Origin of the sequence: Nocardioides sp., from assembly GCF_036493135.1 — a bacterium.
Classification (GTDB): domain Bacteria; phylum Actinomycetota; class Actinomycetes; order Propionibacteriales; family Nocardioidaceae; genus Nocardioides.
In genome coordinates, this window is record NZ_DASXQG010000072.1 from 83,117 (window position 1) to 109,471 (window position 26,355).

General features: G+C 70.5%; 28 protein-coding genes. 11 read left to right on the plus strand and 17 right to left on the minus strand.

What is annotated here, in order from left to right; genetic code table 11:
- Positions 1 to 8 precede the first annotated feature (8 nt).
- Positions 9 to 608 (plus strand): TMEM175 family protein, encoded by a 600-nt coding sequence (locus VGJ24_RS14015; RefSeq protein ID WP_331501244.1) that lies wholly within the window; start codon positions 9 to 11, stop codon positions 606 to 608.
- 21 nt (positions 609 to 629) lie between these two features.
- Here the strand turns inward: VGJ24_RS14015 and VGJ24_RS14020 are convergent, their stop codons facing one another.
- From VGJ24_RS14020 to VGJ24_RS14030, 3 genes are read right to left on the minus strand one after another with little or no spacing between them, the layout of a single operon-like run.
- Entirely contained in the window at positions 630 to 1,067 is a 438-nt protein-coding gene (locus tag VGJ24_RS14020; protein ID WP_331501245.1) for a VOC family protein, read from the minus strand.
- Positions 1,064 to 1,648 carry a DinB family protein gene (locus VGJ24_RS14025; protein WP_331501246.1) on the minus strand — a complete coding sequence of 195 codons (585 nt, stop codon included), beginning with the start codon at positions 1,646 to 1,648 and terminating at the stop codon, positions 1,064 to 1,066. Before VGJ24_RS14025 ends, VGJ24_RS14020 begins: the two co-directional genes overlap by 4 nt.
- Positions 1,645 to 2,634, minus strand: coding sequence for a DUF664 domain-containing protein (locus VGJ24_RS14030; RefSeq protein WP_331501247.1), 990 nt, complete (start codon positions 2,632 to 2,634; stop codon positions 1,645 to 1,647). Before VGJ24_RS14030 ends, VGJ24_RS14025 begins: the two co-directional genes overlap by 4 nt.
- Before the next feature lie 82 nt (positions 2,635 to 2,716).
- Between VGJ24_RS14030 and VGJ24_RS14035 the strand changes: the two genes are divergently transcribed.
- The 4 genes from VGJ24_RS14035 to VGJ24_RS14050 are packed head-to-tail and all read left to right on the plus strand — an operon-like array spanning position 2,717 to position 5,676.
- A complete protein-coding gene (locus tag VGJ24_RS14035; RefSeq protein ID WP_331501248.1) occupies positions 2,717 to 3,679 on the plus strand; it encodes a YafY family protein in 963 nt (320 codons plus the stop codon).
- Between the two features lie 20 nt (positions 3,680 to 3,699).
- Complete coding sequence (locus tag VGJ24_RS14040; protein WP_331501249.1) at positions 3,700 to 4,482, plus strand: hypothetical protein; 783 nt, start codon at positions 3,700 to 3,702, stop codon at positions 4,480 to 4,482.
- Positions 4,483 to 4,490: 8 nt separating this feature from the next.
- Positions 4,491 to 4,829, plus strand: coding sequence for an endo alpha-1,4 polygalactosaminidase (locus tag VGJ24_RS14045; RefSeq protein WP_331501250.1), 339 nt, complete (start codon positions 4,491 to 4,493; stop codon positions 4,827 to 4,829).
- A 25-nt stretch (positions 4,830 to 4,854) separates the two neighbouring features.
- Positions 4,855 to 5,676 carry an alpha/beta fold hydrolase gene (locus tag VGJ24_RS14050; RefSeq protein ID WP_331501251.1) on the plus strand — a complete coding sequence of 274 codons (822 nt, stop codon included), beginning with the start codon at positions 4,855 to 4,857 and terminating at the stop codon, positions 5,674 to 5,676.
- Between the two features lie 13 nt (positions 5,677 to 5,689).
- Here VGJ24_RS14050 and VGJ24_RS14055 read toward each other — a convergent pair whose 3' ends face one another.
- Genes VGJ24_RS14055 through VGJ24_RS14070 form a run of 4 tightly spaced genes read right to left on the minus strand, consistent with a single transcriptional unit; the run spans position 5,690 to position 8,023 of the window.
- Complete coding sequence (locus VGJ24_RS14055) at positions 5,690 to 6,280, minus strand: GNAT family N-acetyltransferase (RefSeq protein WP_331501252.1); 591 nt, start codon at positions 6,278 to 6,280, stop codon at positions 5,690 to 5,692.
- 11 nt (positions 6,281 to 6,291) lie between these two features.
- Positions 6,292 to 6,651, minus strand: a complete 360-nt coding sequence (locus tag VGJ24_RS14060; protein WP_331501253.1) for a VOC family protein — start codon at positions 6,649 to 6,651, stop codon at positions 6,292 to 6,294.
- A gap of 45 nt (positions 6,652 to 6,696) precedes the next feature.
- Complete coding sequence (locus VGJ24_RS14065) at positions 6,697 to 7,488, minus strand: SDR family oxidoreductase (RefSeq protein ID WP_331501254.1); 792 nt, start codon at positions 7,486 to 7,488, stop codon at positions 6,697 to 6,699.
- A 4-nt stretch (positions 7,489 to 7,492) separates the two neighbouring features.
- Positions 7,493 to 8,023 (minus strand): CGNR zinc finger domain-containing protein, encoded by a 531-nt coding sequence (locus tag VGJ24_RS14070; RefSeq protein WP_331501255.1) that lies wholly within the window; start codon positions 8,021 to 8,023, stop codon positions 7,493 to 7,495.
- A gap of 69 nt (positions 8,024 to 8,092) precedes the next feature.
- On the opposite strand from VGJ24_RS14070, the gene VGJ24_RS14075 reads away from it, so the two are divergent.
- A complete protein-coding gene (locus VGJ24_RS14075) occupies positions 8,093 to 9,007 on the plus strand; it encodes a DMT family transporter (RefSeq protein ID WP_331501256.1) in 915 nt (304 codons plus the stop codon).
- Positions 9,008 to 9,146: 139 nt separating this feature from the next.
- Here the strand turns inward: VGJ24_RS14075 and VGJ24_RS14080 are convergent, their stop codons facing one another.
- The 9 genes from VGJ24_RS14080 to VGJ24_RS14120 form a co-directional block, all read right to left on the minus strand.
- Entirely contained in the window at positions 9,147 to 9,929 is a 783-nt protein-coding gene (locus tag VGJ24_RS14080) for an enoyl-CoA hydratase-related protein (protein WP_331501257.1), read from the minus strand.
- Positions 9,930 to 9,942: 13 nt separating this feature from the next.
- Entirely contained in the window at positions 9,943 to 12,012 is a 2,070-nt protein-coding gene (locus tag VGJ24_RS14085) for an acetate--CoA ligase family protein (protein ID WP_331501258.1), read from the minus strand.
- On the minus strand, positions 12,013 to 13,173 hold the full coding sequence (locus VGJ24_RS14090; protein ID WP_331501259.1) for an acyl-CoA dehydrogenase family protein: 1,161 nt from the start codon (positions 13,171 to 13,173) through the stop codon (positions 12,013 to 12,015).
- A gap of 17 nt (positions 13,174 to 13,190) precedes the next feature.
- On the minus strand, positions 13,191 to 13,751 hold the full coding sequence (locus VGJ24_RS14095; protein ID WP_331501260.1) for a thioesterase family protein: 561 nt from the start codon (positions 13,749 to 13,751) through the stop codon (positions 13,191 to 13,193).
- A complete protein-coding gene (locus VGJ24_RS14100) occupies positions 13,748 to 14,242 on the minus strand; it encodes a thioesterase family protein (protein WP_331501261.1) in 495 nt (164 codons plus the stop codon). Before VGJ24_RS14100 ends, VGJ24_RS14095 begins: the two co-directional genes overlap by 4 nt.
- On the minus strand, positions 14,235 to 15,197 hold the full coding sequence (locus VGJ24_RS14105) for a 3-hydroxyacyl-CoA dehydrogenase NAD-binding domain-containing protein (RefSeq protein WP_331501262.1): 963 nt from the start codon (positions 15,195 to 15,197) through the stop codon (positions 14,235 to 14,237). The genes VGJ24_RS14100 and VGJ24_RS14105 overlap by 8 nt, the downstream gene beginning before the upstream one ends.
- On the minus strand, positions 15,194 to 16,129 hold the full coding sequence (locus VGJ24_RS14110) for a 3-keto-5-aminohexanoate cleavage protein (RefSeq protein WP_331501263.1): 936 nt from the start codon (positions 16,127 to 16,129) through the stop codon (positions 15,194 to 15,196). The genes VGJ24_RS14105 and VGJ24_RS14110 overlap by 4 nt, the downstream gene beginning before the upstream one ends.
- Positions 16,130 to 16,276: 147 nt before the next feature.
- Positions 16,277 to 17,065 carry an IclR family transcriptional regulator gene (locus tag VGJ24_RS14115; protein ID WP_331501318.1) on the minus strand — a complete coding sequence of 263 codons (789 nt, stop codon included), beginning with the start codon at positions 17,063 to 17,065 and terminating at the stop codon, positions 16,277 to 16,279.
- A gap of 38 nt (positions 17,066 to 17,103) precedes the next feature.
- The gene (locus tag VGJ24_RS14120) at positions 17,104 to 18,225 is read right to left on the minus strand and encodes a serine hydrolase (RefSeq protein WP_331501264.1); all 1,122 of its coding nucleotides are present in this window, start codon (positions 18,223 to 18,225) and stop codon (positions 17,104 to 17,106) included.
- Positions 18,226 to 18,407: 182 nt separating this feature from the next.
- On the opposite strand from VGJ24_RS14120, the gene VGJ24_RS14125 reads away from it, so the two are divergent.
- Genes VGJ24_RS14125 through betC form a run of 5 tightly spaced genes read left to right on the plus strand, consistent with a single transcriptional unit; the run spans position 18,408 to position 25,384 of the window.
- The gene (locus VGJ24_RS14125; RefSeq protein ID WP_331501265.1) at positions 18,408 to 20,057 is read left to right on the plus strand and encodes an ABC transporter substrate-binding protein; all 1,650 of its coding nucleotides are present in this window, start codon (positions 18,408 to 18,410) and stop codon (positions 20,055 to 20,057) included.
- 14 nt (positions 20,058 to 20,071) lie between these two features.
- Complete coding sequence (locus VGJ24_RS14130; protein WP_331501266.1) at positions 20,072 to 21,043, plus strand: ABC transporter permease; 972 nt, start codon at positions 20,072 to 20,074, stop codon at positions 21,041 to 21,043.
- Complete coding sequence (locus tag VGJ24_RS14135) at positions 21,040 to 21,966, plus strand: ABC transporter permease (protein ID WP_331501267.1); 927 nt, start codon at positions 21,040 to 21,042, stop codon at positions 21,964 to 21,966. Before VGJ24_RS14130 ends, VGJ24_RS14135 begins: the two co-directional genes overlap by 4 nt.
- Positions 21,963 to 23,840, plus strand: a complete 1,878-nt coding sequence (locus VGJ24_RS14140; protein WP_331501268.1) for an ABC transporter ATP-binding protein — start codon at positions 21,963 to 21,965, stop codon at positions 23,838 to 23,840. The genes VGJ24_RS14135 and VGJ24_RS14140 overlap by 4 nt, the downstream gene beginning before the upstream one ends.
- Entirely contained in the window at positions 23,837 to 25,384 is a 1,548-nt protein-coding gene (gene betC / locus VGJ24_RS14145) for a choline-sulfatase (protein WP_331501269.1), read from the plus strand. The genes VGJ24_RS14140 and betC overlap by 4 nt, the downstream gene beginning before the upstream one ends.
- On the opposite strand, the gene VGJ24_RS14150 is transcribed toward betC, so the two are convergent.
- On the minus strand, positions 25,381 to 26,322 hold the full coding sequence (locus VGJ24_RS14150) for a formylglycine-generating enzyme family protein (RefSeq protein ID WP_331501270.1): 942 nt from the start codon (positions 26,320 to 26,322) through the stop codon (positions 25,381 to 25,383). The two genes, betC and VGJ24_RS14150, sit on opposite strands and share 4 nt — an antisense overlap.
- Positions 26,323 to 26,355: the final 33 nt, after the last annotated feature.

The window sequence follows — 26,355 nt, forward strand, 5'->3', positions numbered from 1 at the left end:
ATCTGCGCATGCCGACCAGCCGCCTCGAGGCGTTCAGCGACGGGGTGCTCGCGATCATCATCACGGTGATGGTCCTGGAGCTGCACAAGCCGGAGGGCGACCACCTCTCGGACCTCTGGCACGACACCGGCGTCGGGTTGTTGACCTACGTGCTGAGCTTCGTCTACATCGGCATCTACTGGAACAACCACCACCACATGTTCCAGATCGCCGAGTACGTCGACGGCTCGGTGCTCTGGGCCAACCTCCACCTTCTCTTCTGGCTGTCGCTCTACCCGTTCACCACCGCCTGGCTCGACGAGTCGAAGGTGGCGCTCACCCCGACCGTCGTGTACGGCGTCAACCTCCTCGCCGCGGCGATCGCCTACTACCTCCTCCAGCTCCGCATGATGCGGCTGCCCGTCACCGGCCCGCGGCTGCGCGAGGTCGTCGGCAACGACCTCAAGGGCAAGCTCTCGCCGGTGATCTACCTGATCGGCATCCTGCTGGCGTTCGTGGAGCCGTGGCTCGCGCTGATCCCCTTCATCGCGGTGGCCCTGATCTGGCTGGTCCCCGACCGCCGAGTCGAGCGGTACCTGGCCCAGCACCACGGGATCGTCGGCGACTGAGCCAGCCCTGGCCGAGGGCGATCAGTCCAAGCAGAACTCGTTGCCCTCGGGATCCTGCATCACCAGGAAGCCCTTGCTCATCGGCGGCTCGGGCTCGAACCGGCGTACCCGACGTCCCCCGAGCCCGACGAGCCGCGCGCACTCCGTCTCGAGTGCTGCCATCCGCTCGTCGCCGGAGAGGTCGGTGGCGACGCGGACGTCGAGGTGGAGCCGGTTCTTGGCCACCTTGCCCTCGGGCACCCTCTGGAACCACAGCCGCGGCCCGACGCCGTCGGGGTCGACCGAGGCGGAGGCGTTGTTGCGGTCCTCCTCGGGGACCCCGAAGTGGTCGAGCGCCTCCTCCCAGGTGGCGAAGCCGGGCGGTGGCGAGTCGTAGCGGTAGCCGAGCACCTCGTTCCAGAAGCCCGCGAGGGTATTCGGGTCGGCGCAGTCGAAGCTGACCTGGACGGTGCGGCTCATGAGATCTCCTGGGAGTGGGTGGCTCGGTAGAGGTCGCGGAGGAGGCAGATCTCGGCGCCGTGGTGGATCAGCTCGCGGTTGATGTGGAGCACGAGGTCGGCGTACGGCGACTCCGCCCAAGGCCCCTCCGCCGGGCCGACCGCGCGGGCCAGCCCGTCCTCGCCGAGCCCCTCCACACCGGCCGACCACCCGGCGTACGCCGCGTCGAGCTGGGCGAGCGCCTCGTCGGCGGTGGCGGCGTACTCCCAGGTCTCCCAGTGCGCGGTCGGGCCGTCGAAATGGTTCATGGTCCGCATCGACAGGCACTCGACGGTCATGTGCGCGATCCGCCAGGCGATGGTGGTGACCGGAGCCGGGTCGGGTTCGTCCGGTGCGTCGTCGCGCTGCATCGTGCCTGCTCCGATCGGCGCCGGGGAGGTGGAGCTCCCGCGGGGCCGGATGCTCCACGATCCGGGCGCCGGCTCCCAGAGGTACTCCTCGTCGGTCAGCCCCTCCATGCGTGGCCGGAGATGCCGGCGGTAGTGGAAGTCGAGCTGGTCGCGCAGCGTCTCGTTCCAGCTGCGGGCGAGGGTCACGTTCATGCCGCTTCTCCCGTGTCGTGAGTGCCGGTCGTCGGGACCGTCGGTCGCTGCATGATCCCGAGCGCGTTGCAGAACGGGTCGATCACCACGGCGCCACGGTAGCCGCCGCCGAAGTCGCGCACGTCCTCGTGCACGGTCGCGCCACGGGCCAGCAGGTCGGTCAGCGCCGCGCCGAGGTCGTCGACCTGCCAGTAGGTCACGGTCCCGCCCTGCTCGTGTTGCGGTGCGTACCTCAGGTCGAGGATCCCGAGCTCGTGGTCGTGGGGCCCGACGCGCCACTCGACGTACTCGTCACGGACGAAGTACGGCTCGGCGCCGAGCAGGTCGGCGTACCACGCACGGGCGGCCGGGAGGTCGGCCGCGTGCAGGCGCACCGTCGAGACACCGCTGGTGAAGGGCGGGTCGACCGGCTTCCACGCCGGCAGCCAGGGCAGGTCGGGGAGCCCGTCGCGGGCGGCCACGAGGGGGTACATCGTCGCACCGTCGACGGTCTCGCGGACGATGTCGCCGTGCCCGGCGTGCCGGGTGAGCTCCTCCATCAGGTGCCACCAGACCCAGCGGACGTTCCACGCCTCGACGTCCTTCGGGAACCACGGCGCGTCCGGCACCGGGACCGCCGTGTCCAGGTCGATGCGGCGTACGGCGTCCAGCACCGCCGCGCACATCTCGTCGTACGCCGCGAGGAGGTCCTCGAGCGAGTCGGTCTCGCGGAACGTGAAGCCCTCGAAGTAGTCGCCGACGCCATCGGACCGCTCGGCCTCGGTCGGTAGCGCCGGTGCTGCCTCGGCGCTCGCGAGCCATCCCCGCTGGACGGCGGTCGCGTGCTTGACCAGCCCGCCGAGAGAGAGGGACGACGCGCTGGGCGCGATCGACGCCTGGCGTGGAGTCAGGCCATGGAGCAGGGCGCGGAAGGCGTCCTGGGCCTGGGCGAGGAAGGCGTGGATGGCGTCGGTCTCGTCGGCGACGGGCGGGACGTGGAGGGCCATGGCGGTTCCTTTCGGTAGGTGGTCCCAGTCTCGCCTGCAAACAGGACAGGATCTGTCCGCTACTCCTGGCAGACTGGCCGGCATGGCCGAGACCACCGAGCGCGTGCTGCACCTGCTCGGGCTGCTGCAGCAGCGGCCCGTCTGGACCGGGCCGGCGCTCGCCGAGCGGCTCGGTGTCACCACCCGCAGCATCCGTCGTGACGTCGAGCGGCTGCGTGCGCTCGGCTATCCGGTCCACGCCACGCAGGGCATCGGAGGCGGATACCAGCTCGGTCGCGGGCGCGGGCTCCCCCCACTGCTGCTCGACAACGCCGAGGCGGTCGCGGTCGCGGTCTCGCTGCGGATGGCCGCCGGTGGCACCGTCTCGGGCGCGAGCGAGGCGGCGCTACGGACGCTGGCCAAGCTCGACCAGGTGATGCCGCCGAAGCTGCGCAGCGAGGTGCGCGCCATCCACGCGGCGACCCAGACCCTCGACTCGGGGATGGCGACCGTCGACGGCGACGCCCTGCTGCAGCTCGCCCGCGCGGTGCGCGACACGGTCCGGGTGCGCTTCGCCTACGAGTCGCGCGACAAGACCCCGAGCGCCCGCACCGTGGAGCCGGTCGGGCTCGTCGCGACGGGCCGCCGCTGGTACCTGATGGCGTACGACGTCGACCGCGACGACTGGCGGACCTTCCGCCTCGACCGGATGACGAGGGTCGCCCCGACGACCTGGCGTTTTCGCGAGCGCGAGCACGAGGACCCCGCGGCCTACGTCCAGCGGGCGGTGGCCAGCGCGGCGTACCGCTTCCAGGCGCGGATCGTCGTCCGAGCTCCGCTGAAGGAGGTCGCCGAGCGCACCAGCGTTCGCTCGGTCGTGCTCACCGCGATCGACGACGACACAACGCTGCTCGAGGCGGGTGCCGAGACGCTGTACGGACTGGCGTTCCACCTGTCGTTCTTGGGCTGGGAGTTCGAGGTGCAGGAGCCGGCCGAGCTGCGCACCGCTCTGACGGAGATGGGCGGGCGGGCGATCCGGGCCGCGGGCGGCACTGGCGAGTCCTGATCGCCACGTAGGCTCTGTCCATGGGTGGCGTGATCGTGCTGGTCCTGGTGCTGCTGGCGGTGGCAGTCTTCGTCGTCGTACGCCGTCGCAACAAGCAGGTGGCCGCCGATCGGGCGGTCCGGGAGCTCGAGCCGGTCAAGAAGCTCGCGTTCGAGGACGTGACCGCGCTCGGCGTCGAGCTGCAGGACCTCGACCTCGACCTCGCCGGTCGGCAGCTCGACGAGGGCGCCAACGCCGACTACCAGCGGGCGCTCGACGCCTACGAGGCCGCCAAGACGTCGGCCGACCGGATCGAGCGGCCCGAGCAGGTGCAGGACGTCACCAAGATCCTCGACGACGGCCGATACGCGATCGCGTGCGTGCACGCGCGCGTCGCGGGGGAGCCGATCCCGCAGCGCCGGCCGGCGTGCTTCTTCGACCCGCGGCACGGGCTGTCGGTCGAGGACGTCACCTATGCGCCGGTCGGCGGCGCCGACCGCAAGGTCCCCGCCTGCGCCCTCGACGCGGAGCGGGTCAGGGCGGGCGCCGAGCCGGACGCCCGGCAGGTGATGGTCGGCACCCAGCGGGTGCCCTACTGGCAGGGCGGCCCCGCCTACCGGCCGTACGCCGCGGGCTACTTCGGCGGCTTCGGTCCGATGGACTGGATCTTCATGGGCTTCGCCTTCAACATGATGGGTGACGGGCTCGGCGATCTGGCCGCGGGCGTCGGCGACGGGATGGGCGACCTCGCCGGTGGGATCGGTGACGGCATCGGCGACGTCGCCGGCGGTATCGGCGACGTCTTCGACGGCTTCGACTTCTGACAAGCGTCGTGCGGGTACCCCGGGGCGCCCTCCTGCTGACCCGCGCCGACAACAAGAAGTACGCCGCGCGGTTGGTCACCCGCGCGCATGGCGCCGGCCCGGCGGCCGCGCAGAAGAACTGGGCCGAGTGGGACGGCACGAGCGTCGGCTTCGACCTCGCGGTCGCCGAGCAGTGCGGGCAGTACCGCGAGTGCGGCGGCTACGTCGACCACTACGGCGACCACGTGCTGGCCGTGGAGTACCACGCGAAGGCGTTCCGGCGGACGTGCGGCCACTGGTCCGATCGGATCGCCGTCGTACGCCGCGACGTCGACCTGACCCGGCACGGCGTACGCCGGTGGTGCTGACCTCGGCCTCTGAAAGACTGCGTCGGTGACCGAGCCGGGCCCCCTGGACACCACTGCGCTGCACACGACGGCATTGGGTGACCGGGGCTCGCGCGTGGTCTTCCTGCACGGTCTCTTCGGTCAGGGACGCAACTGGACCCAGATCGGCAAGGCTCTCGCCGACGAACACCGGGTTCTCCTCGTGGACCTGCCGCATCACGGTCGCTCGACCTGGGAGAACGGGTTCGACTACGTCCGGGTCGCCGATCGGGTGGCCGGACTCCTGGGGGCCGACGACCCGGTCGCCCTGGTCGGCCACTCCCTCGGCGGCAAGGTCGCGATGGTGCTGGCGCTCCGCCATCCCGAGCTCGTCGAGCGGCTGTGCGTGGTCGACGTGTCCCCGACGGCGTATGACCACCTCTCGGAGTTCTCCGGGTACGTCGCGGCGATGCGCGGGCTGCCCCTGGACACGATCTCGACGCGCGGCGAGGCGGACACAGCCCTGGCCGAGGCCGTGCCCAACGCGACCGTGCGCAGCTTCCTGCTCCAGAACCTCCGCCGAGACGGTGACGGCTGGCGCTGGCAGGTCAACCTCGATGTGCTCGGCCCGGCGCTCCCCGTGATCGGCGGCTGGCCGGAGAAGCAGCTGGCGGGCACCCCGCCGTACCAGGGCTCGGTGCTCTGGGTGGCCGGGGAGCGTTCCGACTACACCGCCCCGGCGTATGCAGGCGCGATGGACCGCTGGTTCCCACGCAACCGACTGGTGACCGTCAAGGGAGCCGGCCACTGGGTCCACTCCGAGCGGCCGGAGGTGTTCCTCGAGGTGCTGAGGTGGTTCCTCGACGCCGCTGGATCCGGCGCCGAGTGACGGTCGACGTCGGTCATCGGGCCGCGGTGACGGTCCTCCGCATCACGGTGTTCTTCTGGCCCTTGGGGCGCACGAACTCGAAGCCCTCGCGCTCGAAGAGGCTGCGGGTGCCGTTGTAGAGCACGGACTGCTTCTTGCCCTGGGTGTCGTGCGGATAGCCCTCGACGACGCCGCCGCCGGCCCGCGCGATCAGGTCGACCGCTCCGCGCAGGGCGAGCGCCGAAACACCACTGCGGCGATATCCCTTGCCGACGAAGAGGCAGGTGATGCGGTAGTCGGGGTGGAGGTCGGCCTCCTCGTCGTACTGCTTGCGGTGGTAGATGTTCGGCAGCTCCGCGCAGCTGCCGTACTCGCACCACGCGACCGCGACCTCGCCGTCGAAGACCAGCGCGGCATGGGCCTTGCCCTCGCGGACGAGCCGCTCCTTGAGCTCGCGGTTGCTCTCCGCGTCGAAGGTCTTCTCTGAGGGCAGGGTCTGGAACCACGTGCACCAGCAGCCGCCGAACACGCCGTTGTGTCGCTCGAGGAGGTCGGCGAACGCGTCCCAGGTCTCCGGTGTCAGCGCTCGAACGGTCAGCGCGCCAGCGGCTTCGGTGGTCGTCATCGGCAGGACGCTCAGTCCACGCAGAGGCAGAAGGGATGGCCGGCCGGGTCGAGGAAGACCCGGAACGTCGTACCCGGCTGGTGCTCGTGCCTGGTCGCGCCCAGCTCGAGGACGGCAGCCTCACCTGCGTCGAGGTCCTCGACCACCACGTCGATGTGCATCTGCTGGGGGCCGTCCTGTCCCGGCCACTGCGGTGGTGTGTACGCGTCGACCTTCTGGAAGCCGATCGAGTCCCCGTAGTCGGCGCGGACATGGGCCCACCCCTCGTCGGGCACCTCGACCTTCCAGTCGAGCATCGCGCCGTAGAACTCGGCAAGGATCTTCGGGTCGGGGCAGTCGAGGACGACCGTCGGGAAACGTGCGATAGCCATGGACGCCACGCTAGCGAGGATTCCGGACGACTCGTGACCGGAAGCTCAGTCGGAGCCGGTCAGCTCCCGCGTGAGCGTCTCGGCGAGGGACGTCGAGCGACCACCCAGCAGGCCACGCAGCACGCGACCGCCGGCCGGCAGACCGTGCCGGTCGTAGTAGCCGAACATCGCCGTCAGCCACTCGCGCTCACGCGGCTCGAGCGCGGCGCCCGGACCGGTCGCCCAGTCCGTCGGATCCTGCCGCCGGGCCACGACCGGCCGCCCGAGCACCGCGCTGGCCGCCAGGGCGACGTCGGACACCGAGACCAGGTCCGGCCCGCCCAGCTCGTACGTCGCACCCGCATGGCCGTCGTCCAACAGCACCCCCGCCGTCGCCTCGGCGACGTCGTCGAGGTCTACCAGTCCGAACGGCCGGTCCACGTCGTACGGCACCTCGAGGTACGGCGTGCCCGCCCGAAGCGCGGGGACGAGGTTCTGCACGTAGGCACAGGGCTGGAGGATCGTCCAGGCGAACGACGATCGGCGTACGACGTCCTCGGCGCGAGCCTTGCCGAGGTGGTGCGGCATCGCCGGGGCGAACGCCGCGGCGACCGAGTGGTAGACGACCCGGGCCACGCCCGCCGACTCCGCGGCCGCCAGCACCTCGCCCACGAGGGGCGGCTCGTCGGGGTGCAGGTTCGGCGCCACGATGCTCACCGCGTCGCAGCCGGCGAGGGAGACCGCCAGCGCGGGCCACTCCCGGCGTCCGACGGGCACCACGACCGCGCCCCGCGACGCGAGGGACGTCGTGATCGCCCGGCCGGTCTTCCCGGAGGCGCCGACCACCGCGATGCGCACGGTCTCAGCGCTGCCGGGCGCGGTAGGCGGCGACCGCGGCGCGGTTCGTGCAGGTGGTGCTGCAGAACCTGCGCGACCGGTTCCGCGAGAGGTCCAGGACGATGCCCTCGCAGTCCGGGTCAGCACAGATGTCGAGGCGCGACATCTCGTCGCCGCGGATCACGTCGATCATCGCCATCGCCGCCTCGACGGCCATCCGGGTCGCGAGTGGGGCATCCGGCGCGACCGCGTGGATGTGCCAGTCGTGACCGCCGTGCCGGACGAGCTGGGGGAGGGCGTGCTCCTCGCCGAGCAGGTCGTTGACGAGACCCGCGGCCGTGTCGCGGTCGCGCGTCATCACCTCGCGCAGCCGCGGACGGAGCGCCCGGACCGCGGCCAGCTCGGCGGCGTCGCCGGTCCGCGTCCCGGTGAACTCGTGCTCGTCGAGGAAGCCGGCGAGCTCGTCGACGGTGGTCAGCGTGTCGGGCTCCTCGGCGGAGTTCACCAACGCGACGGCCGCCAGCAACGCAGCCTCCGTGTCATGGGTGAAAACCATGTTGACAGATTACACGAGCCGGTCGTAATGTCACGTGTCATGGCGACGTTGACTCATGACACTCGGGTCGTGGCCGGCCGCCGTGCGCGGGTCGGGCTCGCGTTCGCGGTGCTGGCCGCGGCGTCCTTCGGGCTGTCCGGAGGGCTCGCGGCCGGCCTCCTGGACGCAGGCTGGTCGCCTGGCGCGCTGGTGCTCTGCCGACTCGCGGTCGGTGCGCTCGCCCTGCTGGCTCCGGCCGTGCTCGCCCTGCGCGGTCGGTGGTACCTGCTGCGCGCGAATGCCGGGTTCCTGCTGACGTTCGGTCTGGTGGCGGGTGCCGGCGTCCAGTTCGCCTACTTCAACGCGATCGACCGTCTTCCCGTCGCGATCGCCATCCTGATCGAGTACGTCGCGCCGGTCGCCGTGGTCGGCTGGCTCTGGGCGCGTCACCGCCAGACGCCCTCCCGACTGACCGTCGCCGGAGCGGCCGTCGCGATCGCCGGGCTGCTCCTGGTGCTCGACGTCTTCTCCGTCGGTTCGGTCGACGGTCTCGGCGTGCTCTGGGCACTCGGCGGCATGGTCGGGTGCGCGTTCTTCTTCGTGGTCTCCTCGAGCGAGGACAACGGTCTGCCTCCGATCGTGCTCGCCACCGGTGGGCTCGTCGTCGGCTCGATCGCCCTGGGCCTGGCCGGTCTGGTCGGGCTGGCCGACCTGAGTGTCGGCACCGCGGACGCGACGTACAACGACGTGGCCGTCCCCTGGTGGCTGCCCCTGCTGGCCCTCGGCGTCGTCACCGCCGGAGTCGCCTACGTCTCGGGGATCCTCGCCACCCGGGCACTCGGGGCGCGACTGGCGTCGTTCGTGGCGCTGCTCGAGGTCCTCTTCAGCGTGGTCTTCGCCTGGCTGCTGCTCGGACAGCTGCCCAGCGAGATCCAGCTGCTCGGTGGTGTGCTGCTCCTCGCCGGAGTGATCGTCGTGCGCACCGGGGAGACCGACCAGCGCTGACCCGTCAGAAACGCGCGCCCCACCGGCGCTGACCCGTCAGAAACGGGCGCCCCACCGGCGCTGACCCGTCAGAACGGCTCGTCTCCTTCTGGCGGGTCGGCGTGCTGGAGCGTTCCCTTCTGGCGGGTCAGCGCGTGCCTCAGCGACCCTGCCACTCCGGCGGCCGCTTCTCGGCGAAGGCACGGGGACCCTCGACCGCATCCTCCGAACCGAGCATCCGGGTGTACGCCGTGAGCTCGCCCGAGCGCAGGCGTGCGAAGGCCTCGCGCAGGTCGAGGCCGGCGGTGGTGGCCAGCACCTCCTGGATCGCCGCCACGGCCAGCGGAGCTCCGGTGCTGATCGCGCGCGCGAGGTCGAGGGCGGCCGTCATCAGCTCGGCACCCGGCACGACGCGGTTGGCCAGTCCCCACCGTGCCGCTTCGTCGGCCGCCATCCGGCGACCTGTCAGCAACAGCTCGCGGGCGACGGCGTCCGGAAGGCGGCGCGGGAGACGCAGCAGCCCGCCGGAGTCGGCCACGACCCCGACCCGCACCTCCGGGAGCGCGAGCTCGGCGTGCTCGGCCAGCACCATGAGGTCGGCGGCGAGGGCCAGCTCCAGTCCGCCGCCCAGCGCCAGACCGTTGACGGCCGCGATCACCGGTGTGGTGCGGTCGAAGAGCTCGGTCAGGCCCGCGAACCCACCAGGCCCGTGGTCGGCGTCGACGGCCTCGCCGGCGGCGGCCGCCTTCAGGTCCCAGCCTGCGGAGAAGAATCGTTCCCCGGCGCCGGTCACGATCCCGACGCGTAGTGCCGGATCCGACTCGAGCCGCGCGAACGCGTCGTACAACGCACGGCTGGTCGCCACATCGATCGCATTCGCCCGGGGCCGGTCGAGCGTGACCACGAGGATGTCGTCCACGACCTCGGTGCGCACCGCTTCCACGTCGTCCTCCTCGTCACCCGTCGGGTTCAGCCAAGCGGATCAGGGCGTCGACCGCCATCGCGCCGGAGGCGAGCACCAGCAGGGGGTTCACCTCGAGCTCCACGAGGCGGTCTGCGTGGTCGACGGCGAACGCCGCGACCGCCTCGACCGCGGACACGACGGACTCGAGGTCGGCGGGCCTTCCGCGGAAGCCCTCGAGGACCGGACCGACTCGAAGACCCCTGAGCGCCGCCCGGATCTCGAGGCGGGTGGCCGGGAGGAGCAGGGTGGCGGTGTCGGCGACGAGCTCGACCAGCACGCCGCCGGCCCCCACCGTGAGTGCCAGGCCCAGGCGGGGATCGCGCTGCACGCCGACGATCAGCTCGAGGACCACCCCGTCGACCATCTTCTCGACCAGGTACCGCTCGGCGATCCCCGACATCTCCTCGGCAGCACGGCGTACGGCGCCCTCCGAGTCGAGGCCGATCGCGACGCCACCGACGTCGGACTTGTGGGCGAGACCGTCCGCGACCGCCTTGAGCACGAGCGGGAACCCGAGTTCGGCAGCCACAGCGGGCAGGTCCGCGGCATCGACGACCACGGCGGAGGCGGGCACCGGGAGCCCGTAGGCAGCGAGCACGTTCTTGGCCCTGACCTCGTCCCACTGCTCGACCGTCTGCGTCGGCAGCGGTCCCGCCGTGGGCAGCGGGAGGATCTCGTCGACCGCTGTCTGCGCGACGCCGATCTGCGCGGCCAGCTCGATCGCGGCCAGGCAGCTGACGAGGCCCTGCATCGGCGCGATGCCGGCGTCGAGCAGCCGCTGGGCGACGTCCTCCGGCATCGACTCCGGAAGCGAGGAGACGATGCACGCGCGCGCCCCGGTCTTCTGCTGCGCCGCCTCCCACGCCGCGACGGTCGTCTCGAACTCGCCGACGTCGCAACGGTCGCCGCGCGGGAAGTCGAGCATCAGCAGGTGCTGGTCGACGCGGGCATCGAGCAGGGCCGTGAAGCACTCGGTGAGCCGCGCGAGGTCACCCCAGATGTAGGTGTGGTAGTCGAGCGGGTTGCGCACCGCGACCCGCTCGCCGAGTACGGCGTGCAGTCCCTGCCGGGTGTGCGGCGGCAGTTCGGGCAGGGTGAGTCCGGTCCGGTGAGCGAGGTCGGCCAGGAGGGCGGCCTCGCCGCCCGAGCAGCTGGCTGACGCGATCGACGTGCCCGGCCGTGCGCCGTGCACGTGGAGCAGCTTCAGCGTCTCCAGGAACGTCTCGACGTCATGCACGCGAGCCACTCCGAGGCGACCGAGGAGCGCGTCGACGAGTACGTCGGAGTCGGCGAGCGCGCTGGTGTGGCTGAGTGTCACCTGGGCGCCGAGACTCGATGCGCCGGACTTGAGCGCCACGATGGGCACCGCGCGGCGGAGCGCCTCGAGCGCCACCCGGGAGAAGTCCGCGACCTCCGGGATCTCCTCGAGGCACAACCCGATCGCGGTGATCCGCGGATCGGCCAGCATCGCGTCGATCAGGTCGACCACACCGGTCACGGCACTGTTGCCGATGGTGATCAGGGCCGCCACCGGGAGAGACCGGCGCTGCATGGTGAGGTTCTCGGCGATGTTGCCGCTCTGGGCGATCAGCGCGACACCGGACTCGACCCGTTTGCCGCCCTGCTGCTCGGGCCACAACGCTGCGCCGTCCAGGTAGTTGACGAAGCCCAGACAGTTGGGCCCGACCAGAGCCATCTCTCCGGCGGCCGCGACCAGCTCGCTCTGCAGCCGCGCACCCTCGTCGCCGTCCTCGGCGTACCCCGACGCATGGCAGACGACACCGCCGACGCCGAGCCGCGCGAGCTCGGCGACGACCTCGATCGTGCGCTCCCGGTTCACCGCCACGAACGCCGCGTCCGGTACGCCGGGCAGCTGCGAGAGGTCGGGGAGGCAGGGGACGCCGCCCAGCTGCCGGCGTGTGGGGTTGACGGGCCAGACGTCACCGGCGTACCCGATCGCCCGGCACTGCTCGACGGCGACCTCGGCGGGACGACCGCCGATCGCGGCCAGGCTCCGCGGGTTCAGCAGGCGTTGCAGCCGCGCGGTGTCAGGCACGTCCACTCAGGCGTCCAACGGGCGCAGCAGCGAGCGACCGATGATGTGCCGCTGGATCTCGCTCGTCCCGTCCCAGATGCGCTCGACCCGTGCGTCGCGCCAGAACCGCTCGATCGGCAGCTCCTCCATCAGGCCCATCCCCCCATGGATCTGCAGGGCACGGTCGGTGATCCGGCCCAGCGTCTCCGAGGCGAACACCTTGGCCATCGCGGCGTCCTGGTCGGTCATCGTGCCGTGGTCCAGCTTCCACGCGGCGCGCAGCGTCAGCAGGTCGGCGGCCTCCAGCTCGGTGACCATGTCTGCGAGCTGGAAGGAGACACCTTGGAACTTCCCGATCGGCTGCCCGAACTGCTGCCGGTCCGCCGCCCACCGGATCGTCATGTCGAGCACGCGGCGGGCACGGCCGACGCTGGTGGCTGCGACCGTCAGCCGGCTCGCCCCGAGCCACTCGCCCATCAGGTCGAAGCCGTGACCCTCCTCGCCGAGCCGATTGGCCACCGGCACCCGGCAGCTCTCGAAGACCAGCTCGCTGTGGTGGTAGCCGCGGTGCGAGACGCTGTGCGGTCCCGGCACGACGGTGAGGCCGGGGGAGTCGAGGTCGACCAGGAAGCCGGTGATCAGGTTGACCTTGCGCCCGCGCACCTCATCGCTGCCGGTCGAGGCGAACAGGATCACGAAGTCGGACTTGTCGGCGTGGCTGATGAAGTGCTTGGTGCCGTCGATGACGTAGTCGTCCCCGTCGCGCACCGCCCGCGTCGTCATCGACCGGACATCGGATCCCGCGCCGGGCTCGCTCATCGCGAGACAGTCGTAGCGCTCACCCTTGATGGCCGGCATCAGATAGCGATCGCGTTGGTCGCCCTCGCACGCCTGGAGGATGTTGCTGGGTCTGGCCACGAGCCACTGGAGCGCATAGCTGGTCTTGCCGAGCTCGCGCTCCGCCAGGGTCATGCCCACGGCGTCCAGGCCGCCGCCGCCGAGCTCGGCGGGCATGTTCGCGGCATGGAGTCCGGCCTCGATCGCGCGCTTTCGGATCTGGGCCGCCAGCTCCTGGGAAACCTCGTTGGTCCGCTCCACCTCCTCCTCATGGGGATACAGCTCCCGGGTGACGAACGTGCGCACCGTGTCGACGATCGCCCGCTGCTCGTCGTCGAGACCGAAGTCCATGACCACTCCTATCCGTCCTATCCGTCCTGTCCGTCCTGCCCGTGCCGGCGTCTGATGCCCATCGGCCGGCCGACCACGTCGGGGCGGGGCAGTGCGGCATGGGCCGCGGCGATCGCGTCGAGCCGCGTCCGCAGCTGCTCCGGCAGGTCGGCCGACCGGCCGGCCTCGGTGTCGACGTGAACGAGCAGCTGCTCGGCGGAGGCGATCAGTACGTCGGACTCGCCGTGGCGCATCTCGTGGAAGAGGTGCAGCCGACGATCGTCGTGGTCGAGGACCTGCAGGGTCATCACGAGGGGCTCGCCGAGCGCGACCTCGAGTCGGTGGTGGAGATGCGTCTCGGAGGTGTACAGCGAGTGCCCGGCCGCCCGGTAGGCCTCGTCGATGCCGAGAAACCGGAAGAAGGCGTCGGCATTGTCCCCGAACGCGAGCAGGAAGCAGGACTCGCTCATGTGGTCGTTGTAGTCCATCCACTCCGGCGGCGCGGTGGTGTGGTGCAGGCGCAGGGGCGCGTCGATGACTGCGTCGTCGTCCCAGACCGCCGGCCGGCCCTCGTACGGCGTGGTGATCCGGTCGTTCACGGCCGCGACCCCACCCCGAGGCCGAGATGCGGTGGGCGCGGCTGCTCGGCGTGGGCCTCGCGCATCGCCTCGACGCGCGTCCGGCGGTCGTCCGGCAGGACGGCGCTGCGGCCGGCGGTCGTGTCCACGTGGACGTAGAGACTTTCGCCGGTCGCGGCGAGCACGCCGTCGGCGTACAGCTCGCTGTACAGGCGCAGCCGCTTGTCGTCGGCGTCCACGAGGATCGTCGAAGCGGTCAGCGTCTGGCCGTCCGAGCACTCCGCCAGGAAGCGGATGTGGGTCTCGACGGTGAACATCGACGCTTGGTGGCTCTCCCGGTAGGCCGCACTCAGGCCGAGGTGTTCGAGCACGAGCTCGTGGGCGGCGCTGAACACGAGGGCGTAGCTAGCGTCGTTCAGGTGACCGTTGTAGTCCAGCCACTCCCGGCGTACCGGTTCCCGGTACGCCGTGAACGGCGCCCCGTCTTCGGCCTCGACGGCCGGCTCAGCCATCGCCACGGTGCCGCTCCAGCAGCAGCAGGAGGTCGACCAGGAACGCGTCGCGCTTCTGCTCGAGCTCGGCGACGGTGTGGCCGTTGGCCGCCGTCACGGCGCCCGCGACCACGCGGTCGCGCAGCTCGGTGGTCAGCTCCGGGGCCTCGAGCCGCGTCCATGGCTCGAGCAGCGCGGGGCCGAAGTGGTCGAGCATGTGCCCCATTCCGCCGGGACCTCCGGCGAGGTGGAAGGTGAGCATCGGGCCCATGATCGCCCACCGCAGCCCGGGACCGTAGGCGATGGAGTCGTCGATCTGCTGCACCGTCGCCTGTCCCGAGTCGATCATGTGCAGGGCCTCGCGCCACAGCGCTTCTTGGAGCCGGTTGCCGACGAAGCCCGGCACCTCCTGCTCCATCGTGAGCGAGGTCTTGCCGGCGACCGTGTAGAAGGCCTCGGCCCAGGTCACCACCTCGAGGTCGGTCTTGCGGCCCCCGACGACCTCGACCAGCGGGATCAGGTACGGCGGGTTGAACGGGTGACCGACCAGGAAGCGGCCGGGGTGTCGGCACTCCGCTGCCATGTCGGTCATCAACAGGCCCGACGTGCTCGAGGCGACCACGACCTCCGGGCCGGTCAGCCGGTCGATCTCCGAGAGCAGGGCGATCTTCTTCTCGAGCACCTCCGGCGAGGACTCCTGGACGAAGTCGCAGTCGACGAGCGCATCCTCGAGCGTGTCCGCCCAGCGCAGCCGATCGCGGCTCGCGCCGTCGCAGAGCCCGAGGCGCTCCAGCGACGGCCACGCGGTGTCCAGCAGCCCGGCGAGCCGGGTGCGTGCGTCGGGACCGGGGTCCCAGGCGACGACGTCGTACCCGCGCCGCAGGAAGTGGGCCGCCCACCCACCGCCGATGACGCCGGTACCGACGACCGTGACCGTCCGGACCGCGTCCGGCTGGGGGCGGCCGCGCCGGCTCACCAGCCGACCTGGTCCAAGCCCTTGAGCCCGAGGATCTGGCGCGCCTCGTCGGGCGTGGCGATCTCGATCGAGAGCTCGGTGAGGATCCGCCTGATCTTCGCGACCTGCTCGGCGTTCGACTCGGCGAGCTGACCCCGCCCGATGAAGAGGCCGTCCTCGAGACCGACACGGACGTGGGACCCCATCACCGCCGAGGCGGTGATCATCTCGAACTGGTGGCGACCGGCGCCCAGCACGGACCACTCGTAAGCATCCCCGAGCAGACGGTCCGCGGTCGACCTCATGTGGGCGAGATGCTCGACGCTGGCGCCGATCCCGCCCATCACGCCCATGATCGTCTGCAGGAAGATCGGAGGCTCCACCAGGCCGGCGTCGAGGTAGTACGCCAGCGTGTACAGGTGGCCGACGTCGTAGGCCTCGTACTCGAACCGCGAACCGGTCTGCGTGCGGACGTCGGTGAGCATGTGCTCGATGTCGGCGAACGTGCTCACGAACGGCTCGGTGCGGGTGCTCTCGAGGTACGGCTCCTCCCAGTCGAACTTCCAGGCGCCGGCGTACTTCGCGATCATCGGGAAGCTGCCGTAGTTGAAGGTGCCGAGGTTGAGCGTGCACAGCTCGGGGTTGGTCTCGTAGATGACGCGCAGCCGGTCCTCGACCGACATCCCGGTGCCGCCTCCGCTGGTGATCGACACGACCGCGTCCGTGGAGTGCTTGATGCCCTTGAGGTAGTCGAGGAAGACCGCGGGCTCCGCAGTGGGCCGGCCGTCGCGGGGGTCTCGGGCATGGAGATGGATGATGGCGGCGCCGGCCTCGACGGCGGCGACCGACTGGTTGACGACGTCTTCCACGGTGTACGGAAGGTTCGGCGACATGGTCGGCGTGTGCGCCGCCCCGGTCACTGCGCACGTGATGATGACCTTGCGTGCCGGCATGAGCGTCTCCTGGTTCGGCGTCGGAAGTGCATGATGCGAACGTGGTTCGCATCATGTGAAACGGTCCTAGCCGTGAACCCCGCTTGTCAAGAGCCCGAGCCGGTCAAGTTGAACGGTCGTTCGACACCCTCTGCGGGCTTGTCGTGATCAGTCCAGGAGGGCCGAGCGGACCTCTGCCGCGGCTCCGACCACCAGCGGGCCCAGCTCGGCGAAACGCGACACGGGGACCCGGGCGACCGGCCCCCAGATGCTGAAGACCCCGAGCGGCCGACCGTCCCTGTTGAGGATCGGGGCCGAGACGCCGTACAACGCCGGCTCCAGCTCGCCGGCGCACTCGGCGTACCCGCGCTCGCGGGTGGCGGCGAGCTCCTTCATCAGGTCGTCGGGATCGGTCAGCGTGGTGTCGGTGTACCGCGGGAGCGGGTCGTCGAGCATGCGGCGGGCCTCGTCGGCGGGGAGCCACGCCAGGAACGCCTTGCCCGTGGAGGTGGCGTGCAGCGGCACCTCGCGCGCCACCCAGTTGATGGCCATCACCGAGGGCGGGGCGACCTCGCCGACGTAGGTGACGCCGTGCCGGCCGGCGACCGCGAGGTCGGCGGTCTCGCCGGTCTTCTCCGAGACGCTCTCGAGGATGTGCCGCGTCCGGCGCACGAGTCCGTCGTACCCGGCTGAGGCCGACATCCGGATCATCGCCAGACCGATCCGGTAGCGGTTCGTCGCCGGGTCTCGCTCGACCAGGCTGTGTGCCTCGAGCGTCCCGAGCAGCCGCCAGGCGGTGGCGCGGTTGAGGCCGCAGCGACCGGCGAGCGTGGCGACCGTCTCGCCGCGGGGCGCCGTCGCAGCGACCACCTCGAGCAGCCGGAGTGCCCGGTCCACGGACTGCACCCGCGACGGGAGACCCGTCTCAGGTCCCAGCTCCGCGACGTCCTCGTCCATGACCACGGGCACATCGTGGCATGGAGGACGGCGACCGTTCATCTGCGTGCCGCCGACTCCGCGATGGCGGGGAGTCCGAGGTAGCACAGGTCGCGGCACTGGCGGTCCCACCAGGCGTCGGCGTAGGGCCACGCGGAGGTCTTGACGACGACGGTACGGCGCGGTCGATCGACGTAGACAAACTGACCGCGCATCCCATCGGCCATCACGCAGGACCCATCGGGGGTGGTGGGCCACCAGTGGTAGCCGAACCCGGCGTGCGTGGTGATGGTGCTCGGCAGGCGGCCGGGCTCCAGGAACGAGCGCTCCGGACGGCTGCTCGCCGCCACCCAAGACTCGTCGACCAGCTGAGCTCCGTCCCAGCTGCCGTCCACCTGCAGCCAGCCGATCCGGGCCCAGTCCCGCGACGTGACGGCGAGCGCGGCTGCGGCCATGGCGACGCCGCCGGCCTGAGCCGGTCCGTCGAGTCCGACCACGGCGGGTTGCTCCGCGCCGACGGAACGCCACAGCTCGGCCAGGGCCTCGGGGTACACCTGACCGGTGGCCCGTTCGCGTACCCAGTCGAGCACCATGGAGTCGGGGCTGCAGTAGGCGTAGCGGGTGCCCGGGGGGTCACCGGCCGGGATGTCGCCCAGCAGCTCACGGATCCCGCCGAGACCCTCGCGCCAGCGCCCGATCATGCGCGACGCGGCACTGTCGGGGTCGTGGTAGTCCTCGACCCAACCCACGCCCGTGGTCATGGTGAGGACCTGGCGGACGGTCACCGCGTCGTACCCGCTGCCCGAGAGCTCCGGGACGAGGTCGCGGACCGGCAGGTCGAGGTCGGGCAGCAGGCCACGGGAGACCGCGACTCCGGTGAGCAGCGCCAGGGCGGACTTGGTCGCCGAGTTGCCGAGCAGCCGAGCCTCGGCGACGACGCCGTCGGCGTACCACTCGTGCACGAGGACCCCGTCGACGACGACCACGCAGGAGGTCGACGACGTGACCGTGAGGAACTCCTCGACATCCCACTCGCGCCCCCCACCGACGATGCGGGTGACCAGCGGCCGCTCGTCGCGCGGCCAGGGCTTCGGGGCCGTGGCCGGGACCTCGACATGCTCGAACTGACGCTGCGGCTCACGGAACGTGTCGAGGTCCGGGACGGGGATGTTGTTGCTCATGGCGCACCTTCCATGCCCAAATCCCGGGACTTTCGGCCCCACTATCGTTTGGGGGGCTCATTTCCGGGTGTGGCGCTTGACACGGATGTGAACCGTGCATTCATCATACGAACACCCGGAACGCCTTGGCACCGACATCGGTGACAGCTACAGGACGACCGGCGGGCGAGAGGGCGTCGCAGATGACCGGATCAGGCGAGAAGCGCTGGCAGGTGTCCGAGCCGGAGGGCGGTCTCTGGATCCCGTCGCGGCGAGGACTCGTGATGGGCGCCGCAGGGGTCGTCGCCGCGAGCACGTTGGCGGCCTGCGGTGGCAACTCACCGGCCCCCTCGGGTGGGACCGAGACCAGTGGCGGGGCCGGGACCCCCAAGCAGGGCGGCAACTTCCGCCTCGGTGTCACCGGTGGCGGCTCGAAGGACATGATGGACGGGCAGAACATCGTCACCAAGCCCGACCAGGCCCGGCTGATGACCGCGTTCGAGACCCTGCTGGTCTTCGACGACAACTACCAGCTGCAGACCGACGGGCTCGCCGAGAGCGTCGAGGCCGACAACCCGACGCAGTACACGATCAAGATCCGCGACGGTATCGAGTTCCAGAACGGCAAGCCGTTCACCGCCGACGACGTCATCTACTCGCTGCAGCGCATCGGCACCCAGAAGAACGGCCTGACCGGGTTCGCCGCGACCGCGACGATGGACATCAAGAACCTGAAGAAGGTCGACAAGCACACCGTCCAGCTGCCGCTGCTGACCGCCGACTCGACGGTCCCGCAGACGTTGGCCAGCTACACGTTCGGCATGGTTCCGGTGGGCTACGAGAAGTTCTCGGGCGACGCCTCGACGCAGGTCGGCACCGGCTGCTACAAGCTGAAGAGCTTCACGCCCGGCCAGGAGAGCGTCCACGAGCGCAACCCGAACTACTGGCGCGGTGACGGGTCGCCGTGGTTCGACACGGTGACGATCACCGACTTCAACGACTCCACCGCCCAGCTCAACGCGCTCAAGGGCGGTCAGATCGACGCGATGACCGACATCCCGGCCGGGCAGGTGGATGCCTCGAAGGCGTCCGGCATCGGAGTCCTGAACTCCCAGACCGGCGGCTGGATCCCGCTGTGCATGGCGATCGACATGCCGCCGTTCGACGACCCCAAGGTGCGTCAGGCGTTCCGGCTGATCATCGACCGGAAGGCCATTCTCGAGCAGGTCGGGAACGGCTTCGGCCAGATCGCGAACGACCTCTACTCGCCGTTCGACGAGGGCTACAACTCCGACCTCCCCCAGCGCGAGCAGGACATCGAACAGGCCAAGTCGCTGCTCAAGCAGGCGGGCAAGGAAGGGCTCAGCGTCGACCTGCACACCACCAACGGCGCGTCCGGCATGGTCCCGCTCGCCAGTGTGTTCGCCTCGCAGGCCAAGGCCGCCGGGGTCAACGTGACGGTCAAGAACGACCCGAACTACTACGGCGACTCCTACCTCAAGCTGGCGTTCTCGGTGGACTTCTGGGGAACCCGCGGTTACCTCAACCAGGTGCAGCAGGGCTCGCTGCCGAACTCGCCGTACAACGAGACGCACTGGCCCCCCAAGTCCGGCTCGGGGTCGGACTTCGAGTCCCTCTACAAGCAGGCCCTGGCCGAGACGGACAGCAACAAGCGCATCGACATCCAGCACCAGATGCAGAAGTACGAGTACGACCTCGGCGGCTACATCATCCCGTACTTCAACGCTCTCATCGACGGCTACGCCAGCAACGTGAAGGGTCTTACGCCCAGCAAGGGCACGCTGAACCTGGCGAGCTTCGGGCATGGGTTCCGCACCATCTGGTTCGCCTGAGGAGGCGCCCACCGATGAAGTGGCTGCGCGGTGGAGGCATCTGGGGCTTCATCGTCCGTAGGGTGCTGCTCGGCGTCCTGGTGATGTTCCTGGTCTCGATCATCGTCTTCGCCGGGACGCAGGCCCTCGGTGACCCGGCGCGAGCGATCCTCGGCCGCGACGCCACTCCGGACCGGCTGGCGGCGCTGCAGGCGCAGCTGAACCTAGACCAGAACGTCGTGGGCCAGTACTTCAGCTGGCTCGGCGGCCTGCTGCACGGCGACCTGGGCACCTCGCTGGCCTCGCAGCAGCCGGTCAGCACCGCGCTCGGCCCACGGCTGGTGAGCTCCATCGTGCTGGTGCTCATCGCAGCGGTGATCTCGATCCCGCTCTCGATCGCGATCGGCTCCTACGCGGCGCTGCACCGGGAGAAGAAGTTCGACACGATCGTCTCGAACACCATGCTGGCGCTCGCGTCGCTGCCGGAGTTCGTGGTGGCCCTCCTCCTGGTCATCCTGTTCTCGACGTCGGTCTTCCACTGGCTGCCGGCGATCAGTCCCGTGCCACCCGGACACCGTGCGTGGGAGTATCCCGACGAGCTGATCCTGCCCGTGGCCACGCTGGCGATCGCGGTGACGCCGTACGTCTCGCGCATCATGCGGGCCTCCATGATCGAGGTGCTCGAGAGCGACTACGTCGAGATGGCCCGGCTCAAGGGGCTGTCCGAGCGCACCGTGCTCTACCGGCACGCACTGCCTAACGCCATCGGCCCGGTCTTCCAGGTCGCGGCGATCAGCCTCGCCTATCTCGCCGGCGGCATCGTCGTGATCGAGTACGTCTTCAACTACCCCGGCATCGGAAGCGAGCTGGTGGATGCCGTGGTGAACCACGACATTCCCGTGGTGCAGGCGCTGGCGATCCTGATCGCCGGCTTGTACGTGCTGCTCAACCTGCTGGCCGACGTGGCCACGATCCTGGTCACGCCCCGACTGAGGACCCGGCTATGAGCGATCGCGACGTCGAGCTGAGCAGGGACCAAGCCGTTGCCCTGGTGGCCGAGGGCGTCGACGTCCCCACCCCGTCGGGACGCGGGTCGAACCTCATCCGTCGGTCCCTCCGGCTCGGTCGCACGCGCGTCGGCCTCGTCCTCGTCGGGATCCTGGTGCTGATCTCGGTCTTCGGTCCGCTGATCGCTCCGCACGCATCTGACGAGTTCGTCGGCAAGCCGTTCTCCGCGCCGGGCAACGGCGCGCTCTTCGGCACCGACTACCTCGGGCAGGACGTCTGGAGCCGCTTCCTGGACGGCGGCCTGACGATCCTGGTCCTGGCGGTCGTCTCGACGGCCATGGGCCTGGTCGTCGGCCTCGCCATCGGCCTGGTGGCGGCGTACTCGCGGAACTGGCTCGACGACGTCCTGATGCGGGCGATGGACGTGATCATGGCGTTCCCCCAGATCATGCTGGCCCTGGTGGCGGTCTCCCTCGTCGGGCCGAAGAACTGGGTGACGATCATCGCGATCGCCCTCACCACCGCGCCCAGGGTGGCGCGCGTCGCGCGCGGTGCGGCCCAGCCGGTCGTCGAGCGTGACTTCATCGGCGCCACCGAGGCGATGGGCATGTCCCGAGTCCGGATCATCAGCGGGGAGCTCTTCCCCAACATCCTCGGCCCGATGATGGTCGAGGCGAGCCTGCGGCTCACCTACTCCATCGCGGTCATCGCCGCCCTGGCCTTCCTGGGCCTGGCCAACGACCCGAACGGCGCCAACTGGGGCACGATGATCCAGCAGAACCAGCTGTCGCTGGCCACGCAGCCGTGGGGTGCTCTGCTACCGATCCTGGCCATCGCGCTGCTCACGATGGGCACCGGCCTCATCGGTGACGGCATCGCCCGCACCGCGGCCGGCATCGACCGGGAACGAGGCGACGAGTGACGACCGACCAGCTGCCCGACCGGCAGAGCGCAGCCGTGGGAGCAGGTCCCGCGGTCACCGTGCGGGACCTGGAGATCTCCACGACCAACGGCACGCCGGTCGTCGACGGGATCTCCTTCGAGATCGCTCCCGGCGAGGTGCTCGGAGTCGTCGGCGAGTCCGGCTCCGGCAAGACCACCGTCGGCCTCTCCCTGCTGGGTCACGCCCGCCGCGGCCTCGAGATCACCGGCGGCACCATCATGCTCGGCGACCAGGACATCCGGGCGATGGGCGACGCCGACCTGCGTCGCCTGCGTGGGTCCTTGGTCTCCTACGTCCCGCAGGACCCGGCCTCCTCGTTGAACCCCGCTCTGCGGGTCGGGACCCAGCTGCGTGAGGTGCTCGAGGCGCACGGCCAGAACGACGACGAGCAGAACGCCGCGCGGATGGCGGAGATGATGCGCGAGGTCGCGCTCGACGACGACCCGGCGTACCTGAAGCGCTACCCGCACCAGCTCTCAGGCGGTCAGCAGCAGCGGATCGGGCTCGCGATGGCCTTCGCCAACCGGCCCCGCCTGATCGTCCTCGACGAGCCGACCACCGGCCTCGACGTGACGACCCAGTCCACGGTGCTGGCGACCGTGCGTGAGCTCGCTGCGGCGCACGGTGTGGCTGCTCTCTACGTGACCCACGACCTCGCGGTCGTGGCGGCCGTCGCCACCCGCGTCGCGGTGATGTACGCGGGCCGAATCGTCGAGCTCGGTCCCGCCGACCAGCTCTTCGATTCATCGGGTCACCCCTACACCCGCCGCCTGGTCGGGGCCATCCCGCGCCTGGCCGGTGGTCGCAGCCTCGTCGGCATCCCCGGCCACGCCCCGTCGCCCGCGAAACGTCCTCCGGGCTGCGCCTTCGCGCCGCGCTGCAGCCTGCGCGTCGACGAGTGCGAGGCGCGGGTCCCGGACATGCTCGAGCTCGCTCCCGATCACGTGTCGCGGTGCATCAAGGCACGCGAGGTGGTCACCTACGAGCAGGCTGAGTACGGCGATCCCGTCGAGCTCCCGCCGATCGAGAGCGAAGCGCCCGCCCTCAGCCTCGAGAACGTCGTGGGCTTCTACGGCCCCACCGAGGTGCTGCACTCGATCAACATGACGCTCGAACAAGGTGAGGTCCTGGCCATCGTGGGCGAGTCGGGGTCGGGCAAGACGACCACCGCGCGGTCGATCGCCGGCCTTCACCACGACTGGACCGGCTCGATCAGGCTCGGTGACGTCGAGCTGGCCAAGTCCGCTCGGGCTCGCAGCACCGACATCCGCCGCCAGATCCAGTACATCTTCCAGAATCCGTACGGCTCGCTGAACCCGCGCAAGACGATCGGCGAGACCGTCGGGCAGCCGCTCAGCGTCTTCGGGATCGCGACGGGTCGCACGGCGGAGAGCCGGGTCGCCGAGATGCTCGAGCAGGTTTCGCTGTCGGCGAGCTACGCCCGGCGCTATCCCGACCAGTGCTCGGGTGGCGAGCGGCAGCGGGTCGCGATCGCCCGCGCGCTGATCTCCAAGCCGTCCGTACTGATCTGCGACGAGATCACCTCGGCACTGGACGTCAGCGTGCAGGCCGCGATCGTCGAGCTGCTCGGTGAGCTGCAGCGCGAGCTGGGCCTGTCGATGGTCTTCGTCACGCACAACCTGCCGCTGGTGCGCTCGATCGCCCAGAAGGTCGCGGTCCTCGCGGACGGCGCCATCGTCGAGTACGGCGAGACCGCGGCGATGCTGGCGAACCCGCAACAGGACTACACGCGCCACCTGATCTCGGACACCCCGTCCCTCGAGGTCGCGACGAGTGAGGTCCAGGGCGCGCCACTGCCGACGATGCCGAACGAGCCAGAGCCCATGGCGTGACCGCTTCGGACCGGCCCGACATCCTGATCGTGGTGGCCGACCAGCTGACGACCGCCGCCATGCCGTTCCATGGCAACGAGGTGACCCGGGCTCCGGCGATGGCGGAGCTCGCCGAGACGGGCGTCGTCTTCGACAACGCCTACACCGCGAGCCCCCTCTGCACGCCCGCCCGTGCATCGTTGATGACTGGGCTGCTGCCGTCGAACACGCACAGCTACGACAACGCGGCGGGCTTCTCCTCGGAGATCCCGACCTTCGCCCATCACCTGCGCAACGCCGGCTATCGCACGGTGTTGTCGGGAAAGATGCACTTCTGCGGTCCCGACCAGCTGCACGGCTTCGAGGAGCGGCTCACCACCGACATCTACCCGGCCGACTACGACTGGACGCCGGACTGGGGCGCCGACTCGCGGCCGCACTGGTACCACGACATGTCGTCGGTGACCGACGCCGGCTCCACGATCCGCACCAACCAGCTCGACTTCGACGACGAGGTCGCCTACACCGCCGAGCGTGGCTTGTTCGAGCACATCCGGTCCGGGGACGAGCGGCCGTTGTGCTTCGTGGTCTCGTTCACCCATCCGCACGACCCGTACGCGATCCCCCGTGAGTACTGGGACCGGTACGACGCCGACGACATCCCCATGCCGGCGTACGGGTACGACGCCTCGATCACCCACCCGCACGACGAGCGGCTCCGCGCGGTCTGCGCGATGGAGGACGTCGAGATCACCGATGACATGGTGCGCGACGCGCGCCACGCCTACCTCGGCGCGGTTTCGTACGTCGACGACCACCTGGCCCGGTTGCTCGAGATCCTGCGGGTCACCGGTCGACTCGAGAACACCGTCGTGATCCTGACCAGCGACCACGGTGACATGCAGGGGGAGCGCGGGCTCTGGTACAAGATGTCCTTCTACGAAGGCTCCGCCCGGGTGCCGCTCGTGGTGTCCGCTCCCGGACGCTTCGAGCCGTCGCGGGTGGCCTCGCCGGTGTCCACGATGGATCTGCTGCCGACGCTGGTCGGGATCGCCGGCGGCGACGACGAGGCGGCCGCGGAGCATCTCGACGCCGAGAGCCTGATGCCCCTGCTCCGCGGCGACCACGACGACCGCGACGTGGTGGTCGGCCAGTACCTCGCCGAGGGTGCGATCGCCCCGATCGTCATGTACCGCCGCGGCTCCTGGAAGCTGATCCACTCCCCGGCCGATCCCGACCAGCTCTTCCACCTCCCCGACGACCCGTTGGAGCGGATCAACCGCGCCGAGGACCCGGCCGCCGCCGAGATCCTCGCCGAGCTCCGCGCCGAGGTCGCCGCGCGTTGGGACCTCGACCGGATCGATGCGGAGGTGCGTGAGAGCCAGCGCCGCCGCCGGATCGTGGGAGAAGCCCACGCTCGGGGCCGGCAGCCCGAGTGGGACTACGCTCCGCCGTACGACGCAGCCCGCCGCTACATCCGCAACCACACCGACCTGGGCGAGCTCGAGGCGATGGCCCGCTACCCGTCCATCACGCGAGCCCAGGGTTCGGTGAAGGGCATCTAGAGGTCCGCGGCTACCCGGAAGCCGACGTTCCCGGCGCTGCTGTCCGGCGTGTTCGAGCTCCGCGAGTCGACCCGGTAGCGCCAGCAGTAGCTGTCGTGGCACAGATAGCTGCCTCCGCGCAGCACCCGGGCGGTGCCCGACGCCGGCCCCATGGGCGCGACGGCGGGGGAGGTGCGGTAGTAGTCGGGGGCGAACCAGTCGGCGCACCACTCCCACACGTTGCCCGTCGTCTCGTACAGCCCGAACGCGTTCGGTGGGAAGGCGCCGACCGGGCAGGTTCCGACCCAGCCGTCGTCGCCCGTGTCGTGCTGCGGGAAATGGCCCTGGAAGACGTTCATCCGGTGCTCACCGCCGGGTTCGCGCACCTCGCCCCACGGGAAATGGTGGCCCTCCTCCGGCCCGCGCGCGGCGTGCTCCCACTCCGCCTCGGTGGGCAAGCGGGCGCCGGCCCACCGGCAGTACGCGACCGCGTCGTACCAGCTGACATGGACGACCGGGTGATCCTCGCGGCCGGTGATGGAGGACTGCGGGCCCTCGGGGCTCCGCCAGGTCGCGCCCGGGACCTCGCGCCACCAAGGGGCGGCGGCCACCGCGCGCGTCGGCGGGAAGTCGTCCGGGAGCAGGCCGGCGAAGACGAACGACGACCCCAACTGCTCGGCCGTGGTCAGGTGTCGGGTGGCATCGACGAACCGTGCGAACTCGGAGTTCGTCACCGTGTGCGTCCCCATCAGGTACGCCGCGAGCTCGACGGGGTGCGGCGGGCCCTCGCCGTCCGCGGCGTACCCGCGGGGATCGTCGGTGCCCATCGCGAACGTCCCGGCCGGGATCGTCGCGATGTCGGGTGGCGGACCCGCGACAGCTGCGCGCGGCGGATGCGGCTCGGCACTCCGGTGGCCCCCGGCTCCTGGATCTCGGTCAGGAGTGCAGCAGGAGCTCATGGGCGCGAGTCTGCCAGGGAGGTGTGGGACGGC